We start from the raw sequence: 15714 nt of genomic DNA, 5'->3' as shown, positions 1-15714 counted from the left end.
TTTACTTTCTTGTAAAACATGAACTGGATAACTAAACCGCCATTGTTGCTGAGGCTTTTTTACCCCTCTGTCTTGTGGCGGTGCAAAACCAGTAAAAAAGAAGTTTTTCTGACGTTTGACGATGGTCCTGTTCCCGGGGTAACTCCCTGGGTGTTGGATATTTTGACCAACTATGGAGCTTGTGGGACTTTTTTTTGTGTTGGCGATAACATCAGAAAATATCCTGGAGTTTTCAGTCAACTCGTTAATTCCGGGAATGAAGCGGCAACTCATGGGTTTTCTCATAAACCCGGTAACAGGCTTGGTATTGAGTCCTATCTTAAAGATATTGATTTAGGGCTCCAATATAATGCTAAAGCCAGGTGGTTCAGGCCGCCTCATGGTTTCATATATCCCTGGTGGGTCTCCCATATACGTGCTAAAGGGGTTGGGATTGCTATGTGGGATGTTTTATCAGGTGATTATGACCGAAATCTGTCTCCCGATAAAGTGATCCAAAATGTTATCAAGCATATACGCCCCGGCTCATTGATCGTTTTCCACGATTCGTTGAAGGCCTGGCCAAACCTTAAAATAGCCCTCCCTGCCGTACTTGATTGGATGTCAAAGAACGGATATACAACCAATTTTTTGAGTTCTATTAACCAAAACAAGAGAATATTATGAACATTTTGCTTCTAGGATCAGGTGGCAGGGAGCATGCCCTTGCCTGGAAAATGAGGGTCAGTCCTTTACTTGAGAATCTTTACATTGCACCGGGAAATGCCGGAACATCATTGTTGGGACATAATCTCGACATAGATCCAGAGGATTTTAATGGAATCAAAAAAGCCGTTTTGGAGCACAATATCAATATGGTTGTTGTTGGTCCGGAGGTGCCATTGGTGAAGGGAGTAAGTGACTTTTTCCTGAATGACAGTGATCTGTCCAAAATTCCCGTAATAGGCCCTACATCAAGAGGAGCCCAACTGGAAGGGAGCAAGGAGTTTGCCAAGCAATTCATGTTGCAACATAAGATACCAACAGCAAAATATCTTGCAGTTACTGCCGATACGATGGATGAAGGAGCGCGATTCCTGAAAACACTTAAGGCACCTTATGTGCTGAAAGCAGATGGTCTTGCTGCCGGCAAAGGGGTTTTGATCCTGGAGGACCTGGATGAAGCCCTCAATGAGTTAAAAATGATGCTGAGCGGAAAGTTTGGTAAAGCCAGCGATACCGTTGTTATTGAAGAATTTCTTTCAGGAATTGAACTATCGGTTTTTGTTATTACCGATGGGCATGGTTATATGGTACTTCCCGAAGCAAAAGACTATAAACGTATTGGAGAAGGAGACACGGGGCTCAATACGGGAGGAATGGGGGCTGTTTCACCGGTGCCTTTTGCTGATGAGGAATTCATGAAGAAGGTAAATGATCGTATTATACGTCCAACAATTGACGGACTTCGAAGTGATGGAATTGAGTACAAAGGTTTCATTTTTTTCGGTCTCATTAGTGTTAACGGGGATCCTTATGTTATTGAATACAATGTTCGCATGGGAGATCCGGAAACGGAAGTGGTTATCCCACGTTTGCAATCGGACATAGTAGAAATATTTAAAGCTGTGGCTGCAGGGGCCCTGAAAAGTATAACTCCTCAAATAGATTCTCGTACAGCGGTTACCGTCATGATGGTTTCTGGAGGTTACCCGGGAAGTTATGAAAAAGGTAAAAACATTTTGGGGCTCGACCACGTAGAGAACAGTGTTGTTTTCCATGCCGGAACCACCAGCAGTAATGGAATCCTTACCTCTGGTGGCCGCGTGTTGGCTGTCAGCTCACTTGGGGATTCAATGGATGAAGCATTGGAGAAATCGTACAAGAATGCTGAAAACATAAAGTTTGATAAGAAATATTACCGAAAAGACATCGGTTTTGACTTAAAGTAGTTTAATGATGCTCTACAGGACACTTCACAACAATAATTTAACCGCTTTTATTCTGGTTCCTTTTATAGTTCTCTTGTTTTGGGTAAGGGTTTTTTTATTTGAAGGAGTCCAGCCAATAAGTTTTGACGGAATTTCCATGCCCCTGTGGGAGTGGTTGGTGCGTCCTGTATTTGGGCAAAGTGTTTTCTGGTCAGCCGCTTTTTCCTATTTGCTGGCCATGATGATAGCATTTTCTGTCAACCGTGTGGTTGGCCGTTATGGTTTGCTGGGAAAGCAATCCGTGCTCCCCGTTTTGCTTTACGCTTTACTGGTTAGTGGTTTTTTAGCTGTTCAGCGCTTGCATGTAGTTTGGGTTTTTGCACTGTTTTTTATTTTGGCTGTTGAGCGGATTATGGGTGCCAACCAATCCACTAAAAAAGAAATTCGATCTCTTGATGCGGCTGTTTTGGTTGGTGTAGGATCATTAATGTATGCCAAGGGCTTGTATCTTTATCCCTTGCTGTTGGTAGTGATGGGCGTCCTGCGGTTGTTAACAATCAGAACCTTTATTGCCAGCTTGATTGGGCTTCTTTTGCCTTTTCTTATCAGTGCCGGATATTTCTTTATCATTGGAACTACCCAGGAGTTTCTGTTGTTTATTGTGCTAAATCTGTTGTCCAATACAGGTCAGTTTAGTCACAATTTAGCCTCACAGATATATCTGCCTCTTGTCGGAGTCCTGACACTCATGGGGATCATAAATGTTTTCAGGTATTTACCCATGCAGAAGATCATTACCCGGAAGCATTTTCGGGTCATTATCTGGGTTATTTTCCTTACTTCTGCAGTATGCCTTACGCCTTTCTTCTCATTGGAGTTAGCACCGGTTGTGGCAATTGGCCCTTCTGTCGTTCTTACTTTTTGGTTTGATAAAATGAGCCATCGGGTCTGGCGGGAAGTAATGCTTTGGTTTTTGGTCGGGATTACAGTTGCTGCGCAATTTCTCCTTTAGTATAAAACATCACTCCGTTTATTTTTTGCAGGACATCCAATTTTCCTGTTTTTTCCTGGTACTCTGCTAAAGGCGAAACTTGCATTCATGCGATGTTATACAGGCAGCGTTTTGGTTTGGATGTTTTATGGTTTCTTAATCTGAGTGTTATGAATGCAAGAAGAATGTTGTTTTAAGTCTCTTAAATTGAGTGTGTAACGTCTTTGAAACTAACGCACCTTTTGTCTTTGATCCGGGCGGTTGAATAACTTTAATTCAGGAGCTGCTGAAAAAGTCAAAAAGGCAGAATTTACAAGCCGCCCAATTGAAGGAATATTGAGATACTTCGAGATTGTGGCGGTGAAGTAAACTTTGTTCTTTTGATTAGCCATTTTCATAAATTCAAGTGCAAAGAAATTTGAGTAATTGTGAAATAACCTTGCACTTATGCTCTTGTTGATATGATTTAAAGTTTTAATAGTTAATAAAATATGCGTTCTTCACCGCTCCCTGATTTAAGTCCATTTTTGGAGAATGTGCTGAAGATCATTTAGTTTTACAGGCTTACCGATGTAATCATTCATTCCGGCCTCAAGGCACAACTCCCTGTCACCTTTCAGAACATTAGCAGTCATGGCAATGATAGGGGTAATTACACCTTCTTTTCGTAATTTCCTTGTAGCATCCAGTCCGTTTAATACAGGCATCTGAACATCCATCAATATGGCATCAAAGCTATCCTGATCATCAATTATCATAGATAGGGCTTCCTGGCCGTTGTTGGCAATGGTTGTAGCCAACCCAATTCTGCTCAGCATTTTTTCAGTAATCTTTTGGTTAATAGGGTTGTCCTCAACTAATAGGATATGCTTGTTTTTATTGGGATTTGAGATAGTTGTGGAAGCCTGGTCTTCTTCCTTTTCTCCAAGTACAAGTTGACTAATGGTCTTATAGAGCTCTGTATGTTTTATGGGTTTTTCAAGAACTGTGTCAAATCCGGCGAAGTTATGCTTTCCCTGAGATGTGAAAAGCATGGTTTTGATACCCGGCGCTGCTTTCTTGAATTCTTCAATCTGACTTTCATTGGTTTTGCTAAAAATGTGAGAGTCAATAATGATAAAGTCAAATTTTTCTTCACCAATGAGCTTTTCAAGGGCCGACTTTTCATCGCTGACTGCAGTGGGGTTTATACCCCAGTTATGCATGGTTTTCTTGAGTAATAATAAATTCGTTTTGTGGTTGTCAACGATTAAAGCCCTGAGCGATTTCATCTTTTCATTGTCAAATTCTTCGTTTACCTGTTTGCGGTCTATAGTGAAAGGCAAAACAAAATGAAATACCGATCCGGGGTTTTCTTCCGACCATGCAAAGTTGGGGTTGGGGCTTTCCACCCAGATTTTTCCGCCCATCAATTCAACCAGCATTTTTGAAATACTGGTTCCAAGGCCGGTACCACCATATTTTCTGGTGGTTGAGCCATCAGCCTGGGTGAAAGACTCAAAAATTTTCTCAATTTTGTCAGGAGGAATGCCAATGCCTGAGTCCTCAATCGCAAAATGCAAGCGTAATTCTTTGCCCTCCTGACGCTCAATGTCTACTTTAAGAACAACCTCGCCTTCCTGGGTGAACTTTACGGCATTGCCCATGAGGTTGATGATAACCTGTATTAAACGGCCCTCATCACCAATCAAAATGGAGGGAATAGTTTCTTCAACTGAGGCAAGCAATTCAATGTTCTTGTCATGGCTTCGGAAAGCCATCTGATCAAGCAAATAATCTACTGTGGAGCGAAGATTGAAAGGGTAATGCTCTATCTTCATTTTTCCCGCCTCTATCTTGGAGAAATCAAGAATGTCATTGATGATGTTTAGTAAGTTGTCGCAGGAACGGCTGATTATGGTAATGATATTTTGCTGATCCCGGTTCAGTCGGGTTTGTCCAAGTAGTTCAGTTGCGCCAATGATACCATTCATTGGGGTTCTGATTTCATGGCTCATGTTTGCCAGAAATTCAGACTTTGCTTTATTTGCCTCGGCTTCACGTTGCTGAACTTCTTTTTGAGCCGTGATATCCATGAAAGCTTCCAACCTGACTTCACGGTTGTTGATTTTAACCGGAATAATGTTTTTCAGAATGGTTCTGGAAATATTATTCTCCTCTATTGTGAGGCGTTCTTCTAAAGCTGAAATGGTAAGACCGGAAGCATCATCTTGATATTGTTCCCGCTTCAGGGTTTCAAACAGTTGATTGTAATTGTGTCCTTTCACATAGTCAGAGGCTTCATCAAGATTATCAAAACCCATCAGGGTAGCTGCGGTGAAGTTAACTTCTTTTATGCCCTGACCTTTGTCGGTGATCAGTATACCTACCGGAAGATTTTCAGTTATGGTTTTTAAGGTTTCAATAGATTCCTTAAGCGACTGGGTCAGCAATCTTTTTTCGGTAACATCTTCCTTGATGGCAATAAAGTTAGAAATTGTGTTTTCTTCGTTAAGAACAGGGGATATGTAAACTTTATCCCAGACTGTTTCTCCTTTATTGTTTTTGGACCTTATTTCGCCATTCCAGGTTTTTCCTTCCTGAATAGTCTCCAGAAGGACGCCTGCAAATTCATCTTCATTTTCCGATTGGAGTAGGTGCAAACTGGTTCCCTCAATCTCTTTTTTGGTCACCTCATTGCGCTGCTCAAATGATTTATTCACATATTCAATGACTCCGTTTGTGTTGGTGATAATAATGGAAACCGGACTTTGCTCAACAGCTTTAAGTAACTTCTTGTTGGTATCCTCTGCTTTACGGCGGTGCAGAATTACCAATCTTATTTGATTGATGATAATAAATGTGATGATGCCTACTACCAAAGAGAAAACCAGTAGGCTTAGATATTTTATCTTAAAATACCGATCGTAGAAGAAGAGGCTCTTTTCATTAAGTGCTGAAATGGTTTTGCTGATACGAAAAGATGCTTGATTCTCTATCTCATAGATCCTGTCAAAAATGCTTTCAGCCTGTTTTTGATAGAAGCTGATGGTTTCATTTTGTCCTTTCTCAATTGAATTTTCTGCGGCCAGTTGTCCTTTTATTGATCCTGTAATCTTGGCCGAGAGTGATTGCAGTTCATACATCAGCGGGATGATGTCCCTTATTTCCGGAATGGTACCGGTAAATTCATCATTCTTATATTCGATAACTTCGGTAATACGGTCAACATCTTCCATATTTACTGCCTCAACAACAGTAATGCTTCCACCTTTGTCCAGTTTTTCCAGAATGTTGATACTTTCTTTTATGTGTTGCCTTACTTCCTGCTGAATATTGCTTAGTTGCCGGGGATGATCAATGGTGGAATATGATTTAAAGCTGAGGTTTATGAACAGGAGATTCTCTTTTAATAAAGATTCCATTCTTTGCTTTTTCTCCTGATTTCGGATTGTGCTTTGAATGCGTATTGCGTGTGTTTTATCGAAGTAGTTATCGATGGTAAGAATGGCAGCAATAGTGAATAGGAATATGCCCAATAGCAGATATAACTTGTTGATCAGAGGTTCCCTGAAGAAGCCTCTGTCTTGCCCGAAAGGGATTTTTTTGAATATGTTTCTTCTTGTTTTATGTCCCAAAGCTGCCCATTTGTTTTTAGCCTGGTTTATTCATGAGTTTTCGTCATGAAATGTTCAATTACCAATAAATACTGGCAACCGCAAAGAAAATTGATGATGAAAATAGTGAACTATTTTCAAGTCAATTTTATTGAGGACGCCTGTATTTAGCAGGTAGTTGGACATTGTAATAGATAATTTATGAATAATCCAGGTTAGGTCTTTCCGATTAACAATAATCCGTTAAAATTTCAAAAAAGGCTATAAGTCAACTCTTAGAATTACATGCACAATTGCTAAAAAAACCTGATTATTAGCTTTACAGGGGTCGTCTTAAATCTTATATTTAAAAATCTAACGATCTATTGATTAATAAAGATACAACTAAAAGTGGGATATTCTAAAATCCTCGATCCCATATTTTTTTAATAATTTCTTACTCGTCCGGGATTTCAGTATGTTAAGGAATAATTTCGCATTTTGGCTATGAGGTGCATCTCTCAAAATAACGGCCATAGCTTCGAAGTACTTATCGTTTGAAGGGATTGAAAGTGTGTCAATTTTCATCCTTGCATGGTTGGAAAGGTAATCCGATCGCCATCCTATGGCCACTGACCCCTGGCCTGCAACCAGATTGCGTATGAGACCTCTGGAGTCGGTTGTCAAAAGAACTACTGAGTTCATTACCTGATAATATAATCCATGGCTTTGGAGGAGTCTGCCTGTAACCAAACCAAGTGTGCTGCTTTCAGGATTGGCCAGGATAATAGCCTGATCAGGACTTGGAAGCGTCGCCAACTGGCCATCGAAAAGTGAAGGATTATTTTTGGGAACCATGAAAACAAGGGTCTGGAAGCCCAAAAATGCTGAATCTGCTATCATTTTCGGATTTGCCAGAAGGATGTTGTCTATCGCCTGCCGGGAGTCCGGAATGAATACATCTGCTTCCTTCCTGTAATGAATGAGACTTGTAAGATTTCGGGCGCAGTCATTTTGGATGTCAATGTTGAGTCCGGATTGTTTTTCAAAGATATTGGTTATTTCTTTGATCGGTCCCAACATGCCGTTTTCACAATAGATGACAAGGTCAGGAGTTTCCGGTTCTCCTGAAGTAGTTGGTCCATTACAAGCTTCCAACCAAAGAAAAAGAAGCCCTGTTACCGTAAAAAATAAAACCCTGGAAGTAATCACGTGTTGGTCGTTTTTTGATATTCCGGAGCCTTTTACCCTCCGGATTAACAAAATTATCTCGTTTGTCGTTTTTGCAATTTACGGCGCAATGATAAGAACGTCATTCGCTTTGGTCACAAAAAGGCAGGAGTTAGTCAAAGAAAAAATCCGATTGTCCTAATTATAACGACCTGGAACCTGAATTTATTTTGCCTTACGACTGAGAAAATGTTTCCGAATCCACCGAGGAACCATAAAGGTACCAAACAAGAGGTAAGGATAATAGCTTACCATTCGCCAGAAGAAAGCCATGGCAACACCGGTACCAACGGGGATAAAGGCAGCAAGAAACTCTTTGAATACATATTCAGCAAAACCGCTGCCTCCGGGAGTGGGACTGATCAACATCATGATCCACATTACAAGCTGCTTTGCAAATACATGGATATGGTCTTCCCATCCCAGCCATTTAATACCAAGGAAAGTAATGATTAGGGTGTTGACAACCCAGTAGCGGGCTGTCCAGCTGAAGAATGTGGCGCCAAAGGCTTTTAGCCACTTGGAAAAGGGCCAGCCGCTAAATTCTTTTGATGTTTGTATTAGGTCGGTTCCGGACTCATTGGCCTGGGGGCGCCACTTACGTATAATAGGAAGTTTGAAAACCATGAGCAACAGCCACTTTAATCCACGGGGATTTATGAAAAGGCCGTAGCTAAGCACAAGTGTATATAGCAATTTTACAATATAGCCTCCCATTGCCAACAGGAAGAATTCATTCTGGTACCAGGGAACTGAAGCTTCTGCTGCATCCAGAACAAATACATCAGAGCGTCCAAGGAGAAAAAGGATGATCGGAAAAGTAAGAATAAAATATAACTCATCCAGAAATGAGGTAACCATCACTACAGCGGTACTCCGGCCCACCCGCACACCTTCCTTATTTATAAAAAATATGGCAACGCTGGTCCCTCCAATTGCAGAGGGAGTAATTGCTGAGGTAAACTCCCAAAGCATAATGACGTTAAATGCCTTTCGCCAGGTAAGTTCGTTGTTGGTGAGTATTCTGATTCGGAGCATATATCCGAAATCCCGGACACCCATAAGAATAAATGATATGATCAACCAGACAAAAGACCAGGCAGTAAAGGATACAAATTTGAAGCTATCAGGTTCAAATTCCTTATAAAGAAGGTATCCCGTAACAGACAAGCCGATTAATACAGGCAAAATGATTTTGCTGGGACTTATGCTTTTTATGATTTTTCCGGAATTGTCTGTCATTCTTTATTGTAGGTGTTTATCAGGCCTGATTGTTATAAGGCGCTGATGGATTGATTTTTTGAAATGGTTTTATGGGACAAATTTACGTTATAGAATCAATAACTGAAAGAGGGGGTGTTAAACTTTATGAAAATGATATTAATAAAAATGAAAAAACCGGACGTTTGGTCCGGTTTTTCGTATATTAGATTAAACACGTGGAGATGAGGGGAGTCGAACCCCTGACCTCATGACTGCCAGTCATGCGCTCTAGCCAACTGAGCTACACCCCCGATTTTCGAGTTGCAAATATAAAAGAAAATTGGGAATTTGGCCAAAGGAATTCCGAAAAAAAGTGCAGTTTGGTTTGGTTCTTGTTGTAATTAAAGAGTTAATCGTTTGATTTTTAATCAGGGAAAGGGGTGTTTACGCTGTTGTTCTTATTTTGAATTAATAAAAAGAACCTTTAACAATGCTTAGATTTGATTATAAAATCCTATTTTTAGCCTCTCAAATAAAAACGGGCCTTATGTTCGTTTTGAGACGTATTGAAAAAGCGGTTAAAAGTCATTAATTTTAGGCACCAAAATTCGATTTTTATTATGGAAGTAAAAAAGTCGCCAAAAGCAGATTTGGAAAACAAGAAGACGGTCTTTATGCAGATCGGACTTGTTGTGGTGCTTTCTCTGGTTTTTATAGCCTTTGAGTGGACATCCACTGAAACTGATGTTAACCAAGGTTTGAAAATTGACGAAGAGGAAGTAGAAGAGGAGATCATTCCGATCACTCGCCAGGAAGAAGTGAAACCACCACCGCCACCTCCACCACCAAAAGTAACTGATGTATTGAATATCGTAGAAGACGATGTGGAGTTGGATGAAGAGCTGATTATTGAGGATACTGAGGCTACTGAAGATACTGAAGTTGACTTCTCAGATATTCAAACCGACGAAGAAGTTGAAGAGAGCCCTGTTTTCTTTATTGTAGAAGACATGCCGGAATTCCCCGGAGGAGATGCTGCCCTTCATAAGTATCTTGCCACTTCCGTAGATTATCCTGTAATTGCACAGGAAAACGGAATTCAGGGGCGTGTTTATGTAAAATTTGTGATCAACACCGACGGGTCGGTTACTGATGTGCAAATTGCACGCGGGGTAGATCCCAGTCTGGATAAGGAAGCTTTGAGGGTGGTACGTGATATGCCTAAGTGGAAACCCGGTAAACAGAGAGGTAAAGCTGTTCGCGTTTCTTACACGGTACCCATTAACTTTGTGCTTCAATAATAGCACGGTTCCAGAAAATATCGAAGGCCCGGTTTCATCAACCGGGCTTTTGTTTTTTTATCGTTCTTCTTTGATAGAAATCAATTACTTTTGTGCCTGAGAAGAATCCGTCAGTAAAAAGATTACTCTGTTATTAGGAAAGGACTGATTTAAATTGTCACCAACGGTTATTTTAATTAACTGAGGTTGATTATTTTTTTGAAAGGAGATAAATGAACGATTTAATATCTACAAAAAAAGAACTGGAAAAAGTTGTATTAGTAGCTGTTCGCACACCTGAGGTGTCGGAGCAGGAAGTGAATGAATACCTGGATGAGTTGGCCTTTTTGGCTGAAACCGCAGGTGCAGAACCAGTGAAACGTTTTGTTCAATCGCTTCCTTTACCCGATAAGCGATATTTTGTTGGGAGTGGAAAACTAGAGGAGATTATTGAATATGTGAAAGTTCATGAAGATGTTAATGCCATTATTTTTGATGATGAATTAACGCCCTCTCAGTTGCGAAACCTTGAACATGCTTTTAAGCGACGCATCTTAGATCGAACCAACCTTATTCTTGATATTTTTGCCCGCAGAGCCCGTACAGCTCATGCCAAAACACAGGTTGAACTTGCACAGTATCAATATCTCCTGCCGCGGTTGACCCGCATGTGGACACACCTGGAGAGGCAACGTGGAGGCATTGGAATGCGTGGGCCCGGAGAAAAAGAGATTGAAACGGACCGCAGGATTATCCGCGATAAGATTTCCAAGCTCAAGAGTGACCTGAAAAAAATAGACCGGCAAATGGCCACTCAAAGAAAGAATCGGGGAAAATTGGTTCGAGTGGCTTTAGTGGGGTACACCAATGTAGGGAAAAGTACTTTGATGAATACCCTTAGCAAGAGTGAAGTGTTCGCTGAAAACAAGTTGTTTGCGACGCTTGATACCACGGTCCGAAAGGTGGTTGTTGGTAATTTGCCCTTTCTCCTTGCCGATACCGTTGGATTTATACGAAAGTTGCCTCACCATTTGGTGGAGTCTTTTAAGTCGACACTTGACGAGGTGAGGGAGGCAGATATTCTTCTGCATGTGGTAGATATATCACATCCCGGCTTTGAGAAGCAAATAGAAATTGTAAATCAAACTCTTCACGAAATTGATGACCGTGAAAAGCCAATGGTTATGGTGTTTAACAAGGTTGATGCTTTTTCTTATACCGAAAAAGAAGAAGATGATTTAAGTCCTGTAAAACAGGAGAATTATTCGTTGGAAGATTTGAAGAAAAGTTGGATGGCCAAGGATACAAAGAGTATCTTCATTTCTGCCAGGGAAAAGACCAATTTCGAAGAATTTAGAGAATTACTTTATCGGGAAGTGGTGAAGATTCATGTTACCAGGTTTCCTTTTAATGATTTTCTCTATCCGGATATTGAAGTGGAATAAAAAAAGGGCGGGATGAAATTTATTTTTCATCCCGGTTTTTATTATACAGATCCTACTAATTCAGCAATTACCTTAGTCATCTTAGGTTCGGCTTTAGCTGCAACCTCCTGAACTTCTTCATGGGATATTTCTACGATTTGGCCGGGAACGCCGGAATCTGTAATGATGCTGATGCCAAAAACGGTCATGCCTGAATGTCGTGCCACAATAACTTCGGGAACGGTTGACATGCCAACGGTATCACCACCAATAACTCTGAAAAACTTGTATTCAGCCGGAGTTTCGAATGTTGGTCCTGCGGTTCCTACATATACGCCTTTTTGCAGTTTAATATCGTGTTTGGCGGCTATTTCAAATGCTTTTTCTGTCAGCCCTTTGTCATAAGGAGCACTCATGTCGGGGAAACGGGGCCCAAGTTCATTAATATTTTTACCAATGAGAGGGTTATCACCAAACATGTTGATGTGGTCAGTAATCACCATAATATCTCCAACAACGAAGTCGGGGTTAAGGCCTCCGCTTGCGTTGGATACAAAAAGATGGTCAATGCCCAGAGCTTTCATTACCCTAACTGGGAAGGTGACGTCTTTCATGTCATACCCTTCGTAGTAGTGAAACCGTCCCTGCATGGCAACGATTTCTGTTCCCCGGATGTTCCCAAAGATGAGCCGCCCCTCATGACCTTCAACGGTTGAGACGGGGAAGTTGGGGATTTCTCCGTAAGAAATGGTTTTTTCTATTTTTATTTCATTAACCAGACCACCAAGCCCGGTGCCAAGTATGATGCCTACACGTGCCCCGATGTTGTGGTTTTGCTTCAAAAAATCAGCAGTTTCTTTAATTTTTTTTAACATAGTGTTCTACGGTTTTTATAAATGTGTCCTGTTCATTAAATAATATTTCCAACTCAATGGGAATGTACCATGTTTTACCAGATAATTCCAATGGGAGATCTTTATCTTTTAATCTTACTGCATCCTTCTCGGTTGTTAGAACAATGGTCTGAGATCCCATGTTTTTCAGAGTGTGAGCCATTTTTTGGATGTCCCCGGAAGTGAAATCATGATGGTCTCGAAACGAAAGCGTTTCAAGCTGTGAGGCATACTTCCGGGCTTCTTTGAAAAAAGGCACCGGATTTCCAATTCCTGCCACTGCAAGGATTGGTCTTTTTGAAAATTTCCCGGCAGAAAGCGAAGTATCGGGTTCGGTTGTTTTGAAAAGCTTTTTGGGAGGTTGATAATCAATACAACTAAAGAATATTTGTTGATGTGCCAAAGGGCATAGTTTCCGGGTAATTATCTCACTCTCCCTCTTCGTCAAGTCCGCTGGACATTTATTTACAATCATTATATTGGCCCTTTTTCTGCCCGAAAGAGGCTCCCTTAAATTTCCAGCAGGGAGGCAAAAGTCTTTATGCATGGGTCGGAAATAATCAACGACTAGTATTGAAAAACCTGGATTAACGGCGCGATGCTGATAGGCATCATCCATCAGAATGACTTGCGGAGGATCAGTCAGCTTAAGTAATTTACTTATCCCTAAAACACGCTTCTCTGCAACCATTACTTTCAGGGTTGGATATTTTAATTGCATTTGTCGGGGTTCATCCCCAATGCTCAGCGGGGTTGAGCTTTCTGTGGCTAAAACCGGGCCTTTGGTTTTTCTGCCATAGCCTCTGCTTAGCAGTGCACATCGAAACTCAGGAGAAAACGTTCTGATTAATAGTTCTGTAAGCGGAGTTTTTCCTGTGCCTCCAACTGTGATGTTCCCAACGGATATAATGGGGAGGTCGTATGATTTGGATTTAAAAACACCCCTGTTGTATAAGAAGTTTCTGGTTCTTGTTATGAAACAGAACAACCATGAAAATGGAAGAAGTAATAGGCGGGGTGTGAATTCCATTGATTTTATATTAGAACAAAAGGGCGCATAAAGTCATTATTGCTTTATGCGCCCCGGGTAAAGAATAGTTATTTTAGTTAACGCTTATCTCGTAGGGGACACGTGCCTGAATGGGGTACGACTCTTTCAGACTTTCCACAGTATTCAGTATTTCCAAATATTCTGATTGTCCCCAAATTATGTTTTTCATGAAGGCGGAAGCGTTTCCGGTGAGGTCTTTCATCAGCTGTTCAAAAGGAGATAATAGTTTCGGTAGTTCTACCACTCGATAATCGTCTTTAATATCTGCTTTTTCAGCCGCAATTTCCAAAGCTGTGTCAATTCCGCCCAGTACGTCGACAAGATTGATGTCAATGGCATTCTCGCCACTCCAAACACGGCCCTGACCTATTTCATCGATGGCTGCTTTTGTCGTACTGCGGCCTTCTGCACATCTTTGAAGGAAAACATCATAGAAATTCTCAATATATGCCTGCATCAACTCTTTTTCTTCGGGGCGGAAAGGGCGGTCAATGCTTGGAAGATCCGAAAATTTGTTGGTTTTTACCCCATCAGTTGTAATGCCAACCTTGTTGAGGAGTCCTTTTACATTTGGAATCAACCCGAAAACACCAATTGAACCCGTCAGGGTATTGGGATGAGCAACGATGGCATCAGCAGGGGCAGCAATGTAATAACCACCGGAAGCCGCCAGATCACCCATTGAGACAATCAAAGGCTTGGTTTCGGTGGTAAGTTTTACTTCCCTCCAGATGATTTCTGATCCCATTCCTGATCCTCCCGGGGAGTTGATTCTGAGAACAACGGCGTCGATGGATGAGTCCCTTCGTGCTTGTCGAATGGTTCTTGAAAGGTCTTCTGAATTAATGCCTTCTTGCCCACTGTCAATGGCTCCCTGGGCATAAATAACAGCTATTTTGTTTTTGGAGATGCCTCTTTTGTCATCAGGTACGTATGCCTTAGCGTATTTGCTTATATCAATGCTGTTGAGGTCTTTGCTATAATCTATGCTTACCGAGTCTTTGAGTTCTTTTAGCACCTGATCCTTATATTTAAGTTCATCCAGCAGGCCGGCTTCTACCAGGAATTCGTCTGGCTGAAGCCAGGGGGCTTTGTTTGCTGTGGTGTTCAGAGCTTCTGTTGACAGGTTCCGCTCTTTGGCAACTTTTGCCGCGATATGATCCCACATGGATTGAACGTAAGTTTGGGTTTGCAATCGGGCGGCCTCACTCATCTCGGTGCGTGTGAAAGGCTCTACAGCTGATTTGAATTGACCATGTCTGAAAACCTGCATTTCCACGCCAAGCTTTTCAAGGGTTCCTTTGAAAAACGTGCGTTGCGAACTAAGCCCCTGGAATTGAAGCATACCTGCGGGAGGCAGGTAAATTTTATCAGCAGCAGTTGCCAAATAGTAAGATTTTTGGGAATATACCGGGGCAAAACTGATAACGAACTTCCCGCTTTTTTCTTTAAATTCAAGCAGAGCATTTCGAATTTCTTCGATGGTTGCATGGCCTGCCATAATAACTCCGGATTCGAGATATATACCTTTTATTCTCTTATCGCGTGATGCCTTCTTGATGCTCGCAAGTATTTTATTCAGTCCGATAGGTGCCGCTTCACCTGTGAATTCTGACATGATTTGGGCAAAGGGGTCATCCGGGGTTCTTTCAACGATGGGGCCATCCAGCTTGAGGACCAGTAAAGAATTATCTTTAACTGTGACTTCCTCCTGGCCGGCAGCTGCAAATATGCCAACCATAATTATAAAACCAATCATGAGGATGCCTACTGAGACGAGTGAGCCGACAATTACGGCCAGGGTGTACTTTAAAAATTTCTTCATATTAAAATTATTTCAGGGTGTTTGTTGTGGTTCGGGTGTTAAGTATTTATGGTTTCTTGTCTAATTCCTACAAATTTGCGAAAAAAATCTTTAAAAGAAGCTTTAATTTTTAATTGATAACCATAATAGCTTTTTGTTTTATGCAATACCGCTATTTTTGATAAAAAGTAGCTAATTAGTGCCTGTAAGAAAACCCTCTTTTTTTCGAAGGCTTTGATAAGAAAACTTTGAGAACAAGGCTTGCGAGTCTTAATTGTCAGGAGTTTACTTCTGTAAATGACTGGCAAGTAAGATGAGCGTAACGCAGTTATCGGAGTTTTCTTGCAAAGACT

The 15714-nt window shown here is 41.2% G+C and carries 11 protein-coding genes and 1 tRNA gene; 5 read left to right on the top strand and 7 right to left on the bottom strand.

What is annotated here, in order from left to right:
• Window positions 1-18 precede the first annotated feature (18 nt).
• The 3 genes from DDZ16_RS05665 to DDZ16_RS05655 are packed head-to-tail and all read left to right on the top strand — an operon-like array spanning window position 19 to window position 2922.
• Window positions 19-666 carry a polysaccharide deacetylase family protein gene (locus DDZ16_RS05665; protein WP_109263461.1) on the top strand — a complete coding sequence of 216 codons (648 nt, stop codon included), beginning with the start codon at window positions 19-21 and terminating at the stop codon, window positions 664-666.
• Window positions 663-1931 (top strand): phosphoribosylamine--glycine ligase, encoded by a 1269-nt coding sequence (gene purD / locus DDZ16_RS05660; RefSeq protein WP_109263460.1) that lies wholly within the window; start codon window positions 663-665, stop codon window positions 1929-1931. The genes DDZ16_RS05665 and purD overlap by 4 nt, the downstream gene beginning before the upstream one ends.
• Before the next feature lie 4 nt (window positions 1932-1935).
• Entirely contained in the window at window positions 1936-2922 is a 987-nt protein-coding gene (locus DDZ16_RS05655; RefSeq protein WP_232526561.1) for a hypothetical protein, read from the top strand.
• Between the two features lie 494 nt (window positions 2923-3416).
• Here the strand turns inward: DDZ16_RS05655 and DDZ16_RS05650 are convergent, their stop codons facing one another.
• The 4 genes from DDZ16_RS05650 to DDZ16_RS05635 all read right to left on the bottom strand — a co-directional run bounded on the left by DDZ16_RS05650 (window position 3417) and on the right by DDZ16_RS05635 (window position 9220).
• On the bottom strand, window positions 3417-6518 hold the full coding sequence (locus tag DDZ16_RS05650; RefSeq protein WP_109263459.1) for a PAS domain-containing hybrid sensor histidine kinase/response regulator: 3102 nt from the start codon (window positions 6516-6518) through the stop codon (window positions 3417-3419).
• 363 nt (window positions 6519-6881) lie between these two features.
• A complete protein-coding gene (locus DDZ16_RS05645; RefSeq protein WP_109263458.1) occupies window positions 6882-7688 on the bottom strand; it encodes a substrate-binding domain-containing protein in 807 nt (268 codons plus the stop codon).
• A 183-nt stretch (window positions 7689-7871) separates the two neighbouring features.
• Window positions 7872-8948 carry a lysylphosphatidylglycerol synthase transmembrane domain-containing protein gene (locus tag DDZ16_RS05640; protein ID WP_109263457.1) on the bottom strand — a complete coding sequence of 359 codons (1077 nt, stop codon included), beginning with the start codon at window positions 8946-8948 and terminating at the stop codon, window positions 7872-7874.
• Window positions 8949-9146: 198 nt separating this feature from the next.
• A tRNA-Ala gene (locus DDZ16_RS05635) sits at window positions 9147-9220 on the bottom strand.
• 309 nt (window positions 9221-9529) lie between these two features.
• Between DDZ16_RS05635 and DDZ16_RS05630 the strand changes: the two genes are divergently transcribed.
• Together DDZ16_RS05630 and hflX are read left to right on the top strand one after the other, a co-directional pair.
• Entirely contained in the window at window positions 9530-10210 is a 681-nt protein-coding gene (locus DDZ16_RS05630) for an energy transducer TonB (protein WP_109263456.1), read from the top strand.
• 212 nt (window positions 10211-10422) lie between these two features.
• Window positions 10423-11634, top strand: a complete 1212-nt coding sequence (gene hflX / locus DDZ16_RS05625) for a GTPase HflX (RefSeq protein ID WP_109263455.1) — start codon at window positions 10423-10425, stop codon at window positions 11632-11634.
• Window positions 11635-11675: 41 nt separating this feature from the next.
• Here the strand turns inward: hflX and DDZ16_RS05620 are convergent, their stop codons facing one another.
• From DDZ16_RS05620 to sppA, 3 genes are all read right to left on the bottom strand, one after another.
• Window positions 11676-12488, bottom strand: a complete 813-nt coding sequence (locus DDZ16_RS05620) for a purine-nucleoside phosphorylase (protein WP_109263454.1) — start codon at window positions 12486-12488, stop codon at window positions 11676-11678.
• On the bottom strand, window positions 12472-13536 hold the full coding sequence (gene lpxK, locus DDZ16_RS05615; protein WP_109263453.1) for a tetraacyldisaccharide 4'-kinase: 1065 nt from the start codon (window positions 13534-13536) through the stop codon (window positions 12472-12474). The genes DDZ16_RS05620 and lpxK overlap by 17 nt, the downstream gene beginning before the upstream one ends.
• 73 nt (window positions 13537-13609) lie before the next feature.
• A complete protein-coding gene (gene sppA / locus DDZ16_RS05610; protein WP_109263452.1) occupies window positions 13610-15382 on the bottom strand; it encodes a signal peptide peptidase SppA in 1773 nt (590 codons plus the stop codon).
• Window positions 15383-15714: the final 332 nt, after the last annotated feature.

Origin of the sequence: Marinilabilia rubra (genome assembly GCF_003121985.1) — a bacterium.
Classification (GTDB): Bacteria; Bacteroidota; Bacteroidia; order Bacteroidales; family Marinilabiliaceae; genus Marinilabilia; species Marinilabilia rubra.
This window is presented reverse-complemented; position numbering and strand designations above follow the sequence as displayed.

Coding starts and splice junctions, on each gene's coding strand:
- lpxK (WP_109263453.1), bottom strand. CDS start 13,536: ATGGAATTCACACCCCGCCTATTACTTCTTCCATTTTCATGGTTGTTC.
- DDZ16_RS05665 (WP_109263461.1), top strand. CDS start 19: ATGAACTGGATAACTAAACCGCCATTGTTGCTGAGGCTTTTTTACCCC.
- purD (WP_109263460.1), top strand. CDS start 663: ATGAACATTTTGCTTCTAGGATCAGGTGGCAGGGAGCATGCCCTTGCC.
- sppA (WP_109263452.1), bottom strand. CDS start 15,382: ATGAAGAAATTTTTAAAGTACACCCTGGCCGTAATTGTCGGCTCACTC.
- DDZ16_RS05655 (WP_232526561.1), top strand. CDS start 1,936: ATGATGCTCTACAGGACACTTCACAACAATAATTTAACCGCTTTTATT.
- DDZ16_RS05620 (WP_109263454.1), bottom strand. CDS start 12,488: ATGTTAAAAAAAATTAAAGAAACTGCTGATTTTTTGAAGCAAAACCAC.
- DDZ16_RS05630 (WP_109263456.1), top strand. CDS start 9,530: ATGGAAGTAAAAAAGTCGCCAAAAGCAGATTTGGAAAACAAGAAGACG.
- hflX (WP_109263455.1), top strand. CDS start 10,423: ATGAACGATTTAATATCTACAAAAAAAGAACTGGAAAAAGTTGTATTA.
- DDZ16_RS05640 (WP_109263457.1), bottom strand. CDS start 8,948: ATGACAGACAATTCCGGAAAAATCATAAAAAGCATAAGTCCCAGCAAA.